The organism is Modestobacter sp. DSM 44400 (assembly GCF_900107175.1).
Classification (GTDB): Bacteria; Actinomycetota; Actinomycetes; order Mycobacteriales; family Geodermatophilaceae; genus Modestobacter.
On sequence record NZ_FNOZ01000018.1, the window covers coordinates 19,505 to 30,049 of the forward strand.

The following is a 10,545-nucleotide window of genomic DNA, read 5'->3' on the forward strand; positions in this document are numbered from 1 at the left end:
GCGGCTCAGCCGGCAGCGACCGCCGGCAGCGACCGCTCCAGGTGCTGCCGCGCAGCCGCCAGCAGCACCCGGTCGACCGCGGGGCCCAGCTGCTGGGCCAGGTCGGTGACGACCGTGCGCAGCGCCGGGTCCAGCTCCCGCCGCTCGGACCAGGCGAGCATCAGCGCCCCCGAGGAGGCGTGCTGGCCGAGCAGCAACGGCAGGGCCAGCACGGACTCGGCGGGCGGGTCGCTGGGCAGGCGCCCCCCGGGAAGAGCCAGTCGGCCTCCACCCGGGTCGGCACGGTGACCAGCCGGCGCTCCCGCACCGCGACGGCCAGCGGATGGGAATCCTCCACGTTCAGCTCGCGGCACCCCCCGGGCCCCGACGACGGACCGGTCGGGTACGCCTGGAGTAGCGCGCTGCCGGCCTCGGCCAGCCCGAGCACCACCGCGATCGCACCCAGCGGTGAGCGGACCAGGCGGTCTACGGTGCGCAGCACGTCTCCGAGGGTCTCGCTCGCGAGCAGCGCGGTACCCAGCCGGGCGACGAGTCGGGCCCGATCGGCCTCGGCCTCGGCCTCCTCGAACGCGGCCTGCGCCGCCCGGGCGGCCTGCTGGGCAGCGGTCGCCGCGCGCTCGCAGGCGGCTCGGGACTCCCGCTCGGCGAGCTCGAGCGCCGTCCGCTGCAGTTGCTGGCCGCACTGCGCGGCGAGCGCGTCCACCACAGCGAGGTCGTCTGCCGACCAGTCGCGCGGCCGCACATCGATCGCACAGAGGACGCCGAGGGGACGGCCGAGCGGATCAGGCACGACCGCTCCCGCGTAGGCGGCAACCTTCAACTCCCGAAGGATGGGGGTGTCCCGCAGGACGGGGACCTCCCGGATGTCACGGATCGCCATCGAGCGGCCGGTGCGGGCGATCTGCTGGCTGGGCGAGCCGCTCAACGGCATCGACCGGCGATCGTCCCACCGCGCCGGCAACCCGTACGCCCCGGGGAACACCTGGCCGCCCTTGGACACGAGGACGACGAACGTCATCGGCACCGACAGGCGCTCGGCGAGCGTGCGTGCCAGCGCGTCGAACTCCTCGTGCGGCTGGGCCGGCAACGCCGCCCACGTCGGCAGTTCGTACTCGTCGTCCGTGCCCATCGTTCCCCCGACCGTCCGAGCTCTGGAGCAATGCTGCTCACCTCTTGGAGGCAGGTCGATGCTGCCAGACTCCACCAGGGCGCGCCGGGTCCCGATCACACCGACGTGGAGAGTGTCCAGGAGGTCCCCTTGACCGTCCGTCAGGTGGTCCGGGCCGGCGAGGTGCACAGCCTCTTCCAGCCCATCGTCGAGCTCGACAGTGGCCGGGTGGTCGCCTACGAGGCGCTGGCCCGTGGCCCGGAGGGCCCGCTGCGGTCGCCCGACGTGCTCTTCGCCGCTGCCCGCGAGGCCGGGTGCCTCGCCGAGCTGGACGCCGCCTGCCGAGCTGCCGCCCTCCGCGGCGCCGTGGAGCAGGGCCTGCTCGCCCCGTTGACGGTCTTCGTCAACGTCGAGCCCGAGGTGCTGGACGACGCGCCGCTGGCCGAGCTGGCCCGCAGCGTCGCCGACGCCCCCGGCCGGCTGAACGTCGTCCTGGAGATCACCGAGCGGGCGCTGGCCGCCCGCCCGGCCGAGCTGCTGCGCACCGTCGTCCGGGTCCGCGAGTTCGGCTGGCGCATCGCCCTGGACGACGTCGGCGCGGACTCGCTGTCCTTGGCCTTCATGCCGCTGCTGCGTCCCGACGTGGTCAAGCTCGACCTGCGGCTGGTGCAGGAGCGACCCGGCCCGGCCATCGCCGAAATCATGAACGCCGTGAACGCCTACGCCGAGGCCTCCGGCGCACTCGTGCTCGCCGAGGGCATCGAGGACGCCGGCCACCTCCGGATGGCGCGGGCCCTCGGCGCCACCCTCGGCCAGGGCTGGCTGTTCGGCCGTCCGGCCGCCGGCGCCGTCCGCGACCGCCCCAGCGGCCGGATCGCGCTGCCGGCCCCCGGCCGGTCGAGGCCGGGGACGACGCGATCTCGCCGTTCCAGTGCCTGTCCCCGGAGGTGTCGCTGCGCCGGGCGCCCAAGGCGCTGCTGATCGAGCTGTCCAAGCAGCTGGAGCGCCAGGCCATGCGGCTGGGCGACACCTGCGTCGTGGCCGCCACCTTCCAGGAGGCCCGGCACGTCACGCCGGCCACCACGCTGCGCTACCGCGACCTGGTATCCCGGGTCGGCTTCGTCGCCGCTCTCGGTGAGGGCCTGCCGGTCGACCCGCTGCCCGGAGTGCGCGGTACCCACCTGCGGCCCGACGACCCGGTCCGGGGGGAGTGGGACGTCGTCGTCCTGAGCCCGCACTTCAGCGCCGCCCTACTGGCCCGCGACCTGCACGACGAGGGCCCCGACCTGCAGCGCACCTTCGAGTTCGCACTCACCTACGACCGGGACACCGTCGTCCGGGCGGCCCGCTCGCTGATGGGCCGGGTGGCCCCGCGGCCGCTCGGCCCGGACCGCGGGGTCGAGCGGCCTCCGCGCGCCACCGATCGTCGGCGCGGGGCCCAGGCCCGGCAGGCACTGGCCGGCGCCGCGGTCGGCGGTCCCGGGGAGGCGCTGCTGCAGCGGGCGCTGGCGGCGACCACCAGCGGCGTCACCATCGTCGACATGCGGCTGCCCGACCAGCCGCTCATCTACGTCAACCCCGCCTTCGAACGGCTGTCCGGGGTCCGCGCCGAGGAGGTGCTCGGCCGCAACTGCCGCTTCCTGCAGGGCCCGGACACCGACATTGCCGCGGTGGGCCGGATGCGGGCCGCGGTCGACGCCGGCCGGGATGCGAGTGAGGTGCTGCTCAACCACCGGGCCGACGGCAGCACCTGGTGGAACGAGTGCCACCTGGCCCCCGTGATCGACGCCAGCGGCGCGGTCGTGCAGTACATCGGCGTCCAGCAGGACGTCACCGAGCGGGTCGAGGCGCAGCGGGCGCTGGTCCAGGCACAGGACCGCACGCGCAGCGCCCTGGCGCGGATCGAGCAGCTGGCCTACACCGACCCGCTGACCGGGCTGATGAACCGGCGGCGGATGGCCGAGCAGGTGCAGACCGCGCTGTGGGACGCCAAGCTGGGCGGCCGCGCGGTGGCGCTGCTGTTCCTCGATCTCGACGGTTTCGAGGCCGTCAATGACCGGTACGGGCACGCCGCCGGCGACGAGGTGCTGGCCGAGATCGCCGGCCGGCTGCGGGGCTGCCTGCGCCGCACCGACCTGCTGTCCCGGCTGGGCGGCGACGAGTTCGTGGTGGCGCTGCACGGACTGGATCCGGCCACCGCCCGTCAGGAGGCCGGTCAGGTGGCCACGGCGCTGGCCACCGCGGTCAGCCGGCCGCTGGACGTGCGCGGCTGTGAGCTGTCGGTCGGGGTGAGCGTCGGGCTGACCCTGCAGCCCGAGGACGACGGTGACGTCGACGGGCTGCTGCGCCGTGCCGACATGCGGATGTACGAGAGCAAGACGCGCCTGTCCTGACGGCCGGTCAAGGACCGGGGCGGTGTTCCACGTGGAGCATCGTCCCGGCGCCGGCTCACACCTCAAGGGACTCCCGGGCGCCAGCCGGGTGAGCGGCGTCGGCGTCGGCGTCGGCGAGTACGACACAGGCGTGACCGAGTGTGGTGAGCTGCACGAGGCCGCCACGGCGCTCGGGAGCGGATGCCCGCGACGGTGCCACGCCGCCCGGGATACGGGTGCCCGGGGTCGCTGACCCTAAAGGGGTGAGTGGGCCGGAGGCGACTGTGGCCGGTCCGGATCGATGCCGACAACTGGGGTGTGACCGTTGACACCGCCATCCACGTTGCCGCCCGCAGCCGTGCGCACGGGCCCACCGCCGCCCTCTGGCACGTCGTCGAAATGCGCCGCCCGGCCGCCGAGGTCGACGGGGCCTGCGAACTGACCGCGTGCGGCGCCCTCGCCCGGGTCAGCACCGAGCAGACCTGGCCGATGACCGGGACCGACGTCTGCCCGAGCTGCCGCACGCTGGGCTGAGTTTCCGCGTCAGCGGGGGCCGGGTCGCCGGTCCGGCTCCTCGAGCAGGACGTCTACCCGACGCAGGTTCCGAGCCGACCCGAGCGGGCCGAGGGCACCCAGAACGGCCCACCCGGCCGCGGTGAGCGACCAGCCGTGGCTGCTCAGCAGCACGGCCACCACGACCGAGCCCACGGCCAGGACGCCGAACACCACGGGACCCACCCGGCGGCCCCGCACCGACGCGCTCCGCTGCCGCTCGAGCGCCGGCCGCCACACCGCCGGGTCGGCGTCCGCCGGCAGCGCACCGTGCCGGATGGCCGCACCCATTGCCGCGCTTTCCTGCGCACCACTGGTCCGGCGCCGCTGACGCGCGGCCAGCCAGGTCAGCACGACCGCGAACAGCACAACGCGCACCGCCAGGGCCGAGAGGTCCACCGACCCCTGGGTCGCCCGCTCCACGCCCGCGCCGGCCAGACCGCCCACGACCGCAACGGCTCCGAAGAACACCGGCAACGGCAGCGCGTCCAGCCGTTCCTGCGGGCCGGGCCGATCCGCCGGCGGCTCGCTCACTGCGGTGCCCGATCTGCGCAGAGCGCCGCCGGACGCGCCGCAGTGCAGCCCGGTGAGGCCGTCGGCGGGCGCGGGCACACCGGGACCACGTCGCGGTCGATCCGGGTTCCCGAGTGGTCGGACGCCGGCGTCCTCTCGATCGGAGTGCGGCGCGGAGCTGTCCGTCCTCGCCCAGCCACCCCGCGTCCTCTCCCGGGCACCATCCCGGGCGGACGACCGGCCGTCAGCCGGCCGCGGCGAGCTCCGCCCGCAGGCGGGTGATCAGGTCCGATCGGCTGCTGGCACCCAGCCGGTGCCGCATCCGGGACACATGGTGCTCGACGGTCTTGGCGGAGATGAACAGCGTCGCGCCGATCTCCCGGTAGGTCTGCCCGACCACCACCAGGGCGGCGACCTCCTGTTCCCGATGGCTCAACAGCCCCGTCGACCCTGCCGGTGGTGCGGCGGGGTGCCCGTCGTCGTCCGCGCCGGTGACCTGCCTCGCCTCCGGGCCGGGATCGTCCGGCTCGTTCAGCGAGCGGGCGCACAGCAGCAGCGCCGTCCGGTCCCGGGCGTCGACCGCCCGCGCCGCGGCCTGCCCGGCCAGCCGGGAACCGTCCCAGGTCAACCCGATGGACGCCAGGTCCTCCGCTGCGGTGATCGCCGCCTGGGCCTGTACCTGGTTGGTGAGCACCCGCAGCCACGAGCGGCCGGCCTGGGCGACGGTGGCCGCATAGCGACTGGTGCGCGCGGCGGCGACCAGCGCGGTCGCGTGCGGCTCGAGGGCGGCCGGATTGTCGGCGAGGATGGCGGCCTGGGCGCCGCACCAGTGCAGCGGGGCGGCCCACAGCTGCGGGTCACCCAACCGGGCGAGGAGTGCCTGCGCCTCGGCCAGGTGCGGTGCCAGCCGGTCGCCGTCCTTCATCCGCGCCCCGGCCACCACCAGTTCGCCCAGGGGCAGCAGCGCGAACAGGTCGACCGGGTACCGCAGCATGGCCTCGCGCGCGTGCTCCCACGCAGTCGTCAACGCGGGCAGATCGCCGGTCCGACGGGCCAGGCCGACCGCGAGGGCCCGCAGGAACAGCTCGTCGCGGGGCTCCAGCGAGTCTGCCGATCCCTCGTGGGCCCGGGCCATGTGCTGCCGGGCGGTGCCGAGCCGCCCCCGCAGCATCGCCGTCCACGCCAGGAGGAGATGGTGACGGGCACGCGCCGGCGGGCCCCCGACCTCGGCCTGAACCGCACGACGCAGCACCGACTCGGCGACGGTGAGTTCCCCGCTGTGCAGGGCGACCAGTGCAGCGAGCGCGGCCGGGGTGTCCAGCAGCAGTGCGGTACGACCCATCGGCTCCACGAGGGCAGCGGCCCTGGTCAGGATCGACAGTGCGGCGGCGATGTCATCTGCCGCGGAGGAACCCGACCGCAGCGACTGCAACACCCCCTGCGCCATCAGCGACTCACTGCCGGCGAGCATGGTCGGCATCCCGGTGGCGGCGGCCGGTGCTTCCGCCGACAACACCTCCAGTGCCTCGGCTCGGGCACCGGTGGCCAGCAACGCCAGCGCCACCGATCCCCTCCGCTCGGGACCGGCCAGCCGGTAGAGCTCCGCGCTGCGCGCGAGCAGCCCACGCTGGGCCAGGATCGCCGCGACGACGCCCGTTGCCCGCTCCCGATCGGGGGCCGACTCGTCGTTCAGGGCCGGATCGGCCCATTGCAGTGCGCCGTCGTAGTCGCCGGTCAGGGCGGCGGCCTGGGCGCGGCGGGCGGCCAGGGTACCGGCCGGTGCGCCGGTGGCGGCCGCCTCCCCGAGCAGCACGCCGGCAAGGGCCGGGTCCACGGCGAGCGCGGCACTGCCGTGCTGTTCGAGCAGCCGCGCGGCCCGAGGCTCCCGGACGTGGTCGGCGGCCAGCGCGCGGGCCAGCTCGATGGGCTCGTCGCCACGATCCACCAACAGCGCCAACAGCCGCCGGCGCGTGTACCGGGTGACATCGGTGGGAGTGGAGTCCAGCAGGACGCTCTGCACGAGCGGGACGACGATGCCGTCGTCGAGCAGGAAGCCACTGGCCCGGGCGCGCGTCACCAGTTCGTCGGCGCGCCGGGCAGGGACCTCCAATACGTCGCTGAGCACGTCGAGGTCCAGCGGTGAACCGGCCGCGAGCGCGTGCAGGACGGCGCGGTTCTCGTCGTCCAGCGCAGCCAGTCCCGCCCGCACCCGGTTCACCACGTCCGCCGGAACCCGGAAGCTGGGTGACGGACCGGGTGAGGCGTCCGGGGCCGGTGTTCCCCGCCCGCCTGCCGCGGCATCTTCGGCCAGCGACCGGATCATGTGGTTCACCAGGCCGGGCAGGCCCCCGGTCTGGTGCATCACAAAGTCGACGAGGTCCGCCGGTACAGCCGGCCCAAGCTCCGCGGTGGCCCACCTCTGGACGACGTCGCGGTCCACGTGCCCGAGCACGACGAGTTCCCGCTCGTTGCCCATCTTCTCGACCAGTTCGACCAGCGCCGGCGGCCGAGGCCAGGGCCGGTAGGCGACGGTGACGCGGGCGAGGGGATGCCCCACCAGTTCACGGAGGCGGCCGGCGCGCTCCTCGGTCAGGCGTTGCGCGTCGTCGACGATCACGGCGACCCGGTCGGTCAGCTCGCCCGGCGCTGGTGCGGTGTACTCGTTGGCCACCGCGACGCCGGCGTTCCGGTAGGCCGTGGCCAGCTGGGTGAGCAGGATCGTCTTCCCGGTTCCCCCGGGCCCCTGCACCGCGACCGAGACCTGAGGGTGGCGTCCGCCGACGGCGTCGCGCAGGAGCCGTCCGGCCACAGGGGGCAACAGACCCGTCCAGGCCGCCCAGGCGGCATCCTGGCCCACCACGCTGGCGCTCATCCGGCCACCGGTGCCGAGCCGCCGGTACCGAGGGGGGTGCCGGAGGACGCCGGGGACGAGACGGTGGGTTCCGGAGTGGGCGCGGGCGTGGGGGTCGGCTCAGGCGCGGGATCCGGCGCGGGGTCCGGGGCGGGCTGCGGCGTGGGATCCGGCGCGGGTGTGGGATCCGGCGCGGACGTGGGATCCGGCGCAGGTGTGGAATCCGGCGCGGGGTCTGGCGTGGGGTCCGGCGTGGGCCCGGGTGTTGGATCTGACGTGGGTGGCGGTGTGGACTCTCCACCAGGCGGGGGTGTCGCTCCCGTGGTCGGGTCGCTGGTTGGGCTGGAGCCCTCCGCCCCGACGTCGGCGAGGCCCGTGGGTCCGGCGACCGTGGCAGAGCCTGTTGCGCCGGCAGGCGCACCGGTCGCACCCGCCGAATCGGGAGCGCGGACGTCGGTGCCGTTGGCCGCCTGGTCGTTGTCCCGCGCCGTGGCGGTTGCGCCCGATCTCGTGCCGGCGCCGCGGGCAACCGCCGCACCTCCGGTCGCCTCACCGGTCGCCTCACGCGCGACCGCCTCGTTCTGGGGTGAGCCCCCGGACCCGCCGGCCGAGGAGCTCCGGTCGTCGACCGGGGCGTTCGTCGGCTGGAGGAGCTGCGGCAGCTGCTCGCCGGCGTTCACCACCGACTGCTGGACGGCTGACCGGGTCGAGCTGTCGAAGGCCAGCAGGGCCCCGAACGCCAGTGACAACCCGACGAACGCAGCGCCCACGATGCTGACCCGCTGGGTCCGGCGACGCGAGGGCGGGACCGGTGGCTGCGGCGCAGGCGAGGCCCCCGCGTTCCGCGGAGCCCGGGCGGGCGCGGGCCGGCTGCTCCCCCGGCGGACCCTTGCCCGCGGTGCGGCACCGATCGGAGCCGGCTGCGCAGCGGCCGCTCCTTCGCCCTGCCCGGCACAGTCCACGGCCGGTGTGCCGCCGTCCTGTGCGGCGACGAGGTCCCACGCCAGTAGTGCTGCGCCCAGCGCCGTGGACAGCGCCGGTCGGGGACCGACGTTCACGGGCCGGCCCAGCTCGGCGGCGAGGATCTCGGCGACCGCGGGCATGGCCGCACCGCCACCGGCCACGAGGATGCTGTCGAGGTCCTCGACCATCAGTCCGGCGTCGGCGACCGTACGGCGCAACGCGGCCACCGACGCCTCGACCGGGGCTGCGACGATTCGGTCGACGTCCGCGCGGACCAGCCGCACGGGGGTGTCCCGTGCCGTGGTCGTGAAGTCGACGGACCATGCGACCGCGGCGTCGGTGGACAGCGACTCCTTGGCCGCGACGCATTCCTGCCGCAGGACGGCCAGCCGGGCCCGGGTGTCGGGAGTCAGCCGTCTGCTGGCCGGTCGGACACCCAGAGACGCGCAGACGAGCTCCAGGATTGCGTCGTCGACGTCCCGGCCGCCCCAGTCGAGGGGTGCGACTGGCAGACCGACATGCTCCACGCGTCCGGTGGAGGTCGCCCGGACGACCGCGGTGTCCACGGTGCTCGCGCCCAAGTCGTACACCGCCACGGTGGCCCCGGGCGGGAGTTGGTCGGCCTCGGCATGGTGCCGTGCGATCGCCACGGCACTGGAGACCAGTGAGGTTTCCGGCAGACCCAGTGACGTCAGCGCCCCGGTGAGCTGTGCCCGGCGGTGCTCCCCCCAGGAGGGCGGCACGGTGAGCACCGTCCGGGCGGCCGGCGCCCCCTGCTGAGCCGCCACCCTGGCGACCACGTCGGCGACCATCGCGGCCACGACGTCCGCCGCACCCACCGGTCGATTGCCCACGTACATCGGGGTCGTCCCACCGACGCGACCGAGCACGTGTCCGACGGCAGATGACGGCCCGGGGCACGCAGTCAGCGGCGCGCGGGCCAGGGAGATCTGCCCCGTCGCGTCCAGCTGGACCGAAGCCGGCGCCGCCATCGTCGCCCCGCCCAGCGGGATGGGCTCGAGGACCGGATCCGTGCCGTCGTGCCGACAGACGGCAGCCATCACCGTCTGATCTCCCACGTCGATTCCCAGTGCGTACTGCGGGTCGGGCATGCAACTCCCCCCGTGCGGGTCACGTCATGTGTTCTTTCCTCGCGGAGCGTAACCGTCACGTAGGGATCGAGCAGCTTCTAGCGCGATCGAGTGAAAAAATTAGGGGCGACACCCCGTACCCCCTAACGCTGTGTCAGGAGTAACCCCCTGTTGCGTGCGGGGGAAGTTGGGGGTTGACACCCGATGGCAGGGGGGCGGTCGCGGCGTTGAGTTCCCGCTGACAGCCGGACGACGAGGTACGGCTCGGACAACGACGGAGTTCTTATGACCACACTCGCCAGCTCGCTGCTCGACTTCATCCTCAACCTGCTCCGTGACCCGCAGGCGGCCTCGGCCTTCGAGACCGACCCGGAGGCCGCCCTGTCCGACGCCGGCCTGGACGACGTGTGCGCGGCCGACGTGAACAGCCTCGTGCCGGTGCTCGCTGAGTCGGTGTCCGTGGGTGGCGCGATGGCCATGACGCACGCCGCCGCGGCCCACCCCGCCATGGCTTCCGCTGCCGAGTCCTCGGACGACGGGTCGATGGACCACGGCATGCCCCCGGTCGCCGGTGGCCAGGAGGGCCCGTCCTCGCACAACGGCGAGGGCGAGGGCGACGACGGTGGCGACGACGGTGGCCACATGGGCGTCGTCGAGTACATCAAGTACATCCAGTCGAACTTCACCTACACCGAGGTCGACGCCTCGCACAGCGTCTGGGCCGGCGGGGACGCCTACCAGCTCTTCGGTGACGACACGGTGCTGGCCACCGGCGGCAGCGTCGTCGCCGGCGGCGACGCGGACGTCAGCTACGACAACCGCGTCGACATCTCCCTCGACGACTCCCTCAACGGCTCCGGCAACGCCACCACGGGCGACGGCAACGCCGTCGGGCAGGGCAACGAGGTCGACAACACCGACAACTCGGACAACTCGGTCGACGTCCGCGACTCGGGCAATGACAACTCGGTCAACGACTCGGGCAACACCACGACGGTCCGCGACTCGGGCAACGACAACTCCGACAACTCCACGAACATCAGCGACTCGGGCAACGACAACTCGGACAACTCGGTCCGCGACTCGGGCAACGAC

Annotated in this window: 9 protein-coding genes; 4 read left to right on the top strand and 5 right to left on the bottom strand. The window is 74.2% G+C overall.

The annotated features are described in order from the left end of the window. Positions 1-5: 5 nt before the first annotated feature. Both BLW04_RS12750 and BLW04_RS12755 read right to left on the bottom strand, forming a co-directional pair. Positions 6-212 carry a hypothetical protein gene (locus BLW04_RS12750; RefSeq protein ID WP_091541415.1) on the bottom strand — a complete coding sequence of 69 codons (207 nt, stop codon included), beginning with the start codon at positions 210-212 and terminating at the stop codon, positions 6-8. After that, a complete protein-coding gene (locus BLW04_RS12755) occupies positions 161-1,129 on the bottom strand; it encodes a GAF domain-containing protein (protein ID WP_091541419.1) in 969 nt (322 codons plus the stop codon). The genes BLW04_RS12750 and BLW04_RS12755 overlap by 52 nt, the downstream gene beginning before the upstream one ends. Before the next feature lie 129 nt (positions 1,130-1,258). Between BLW04_RS12755 and BLW04_RS27550 the strand changes: the two genes are divergently transcribed. The 3 genes from BLW04_RS27550 (at position 1,259) to BLW04_RS12765 (ending at position 4,014) form a co-directional block, all read left to right on the top strand. Continuing rightward, positions 1,259-2,089 (top strand): EAL domain-containing protein, encoded by an 831-nt coding sequence (locus BLW04_RS27550; RefSeq protein ID WP_217631020.1) that lies wholly within the window; start codon positions 1,259-1,261, stop codon positions 2,087-2,089. After that, positions 2,056-3,501, top strand: a complete 1,446-nt coding sequence (locus tag BLW04_RS27555) for a diguanylate cyclase domain-containing protein (protein ID WP_217631021.1) — start codon at positions 2,056-2,058, stop codon at positions 3,499-3,501. Before BLW04_RS27550 ends, BLW04_RS27555 begins: the two co-directional genes overlap by 34 nt. 297 nt (positions 3,502-3,798) lie before the next feature. Further along, on the top strand, positions 3,799-4,014 hold the full coding sequence (locus BLW04_RS12765; protein ID WP_091541581.1) for a hypothetical protein: 216 nt from the start codon (positions 3,799-3,801) through the stop codon (positions 4,012-4,014). A 9-nt stretch (positions 4,015-4,023) separates the two neighbouring features. Here BLW04_RS12765 and BLW04_RS12770 read toward each other — a convergent pair whose 3' ends face one another. From BLW04_RS12770 to BLW04_RS26720, 3 genes are all read right to left on the bottom strand, one after another. Further along, positions 4,024-4,644 carry a hypothetical protein gene (locus BLW04_RS12770; protein ID WP_091541424.1) on the bottom strand — a complete coding sequence of 207 codons (621 nt, stop codon included), beginning with the start codon at positions 4,642-4,644 and terminating at the stop codon, positions 4,024-4,026. Positions 4,645-4,789: 145 nt separating this feature from the next. Next, positions 4,790-7,417: a LuxR C-terminal-related transcriptional regulator gene (locus BLW04_RS12775; protein WP_091541428.1), complete on the bottom strand. Its 2,628-nt coding sequence runs from the start codon at positions 7,415-7,417 to the stop codon at positions 4,790-4,792. Further along, entirely contained in the window at positions 7,414-9,471 is a 2,058-nt protein-coding gene (locus BLW04_RS26720; protein ID WP_091541432.1) for an Hsp70 family protein, read from the bottom strand. The genes BLW04_RS12775 and BLW04_RS26720 overlap by 4 nt, the downstream gene beginning before the upstream one ends. 264 nt (positions 9,472-9,735) lie before the next feature. Here BLW04_RS26720 and BLW04_RS26725 point away from each other — a divergent pair. Next, positions 9,736-10,545: IniB N-terminal domain-containing protein (locus tag BLW04_RS26725; RefSeq protein WP_217631022.1), on the top strand; the 810-nt coding region annotated here is incomplete at its 3' end.

Excerpts from the sequence above, each read along its gene's own strand:
- BLW04_RS12755 (WP_091541419.1), bottom strand. The coding sequence starts at position 1,129 with ATGGGCACGGACGACGAGTACGAACTGCCGACGTGGGCGGCGTTGCCG.
- BLW04_RS12775 (WP_091541428.1), bottom strand. The coding sequence starts at position 7,417 with ATGAGCGCCAGCGTGGTGGGCCAGGATGCCGCCTGGGCGGCCTGGACG.
- BLW04_RS26720 (WP_091541432.1), bottom strand. The coding sequence starts at position 9,471 with ATGCCCGACCCGCAGTACGCACTGGGAATCGACGTGGGAGATCAGACG.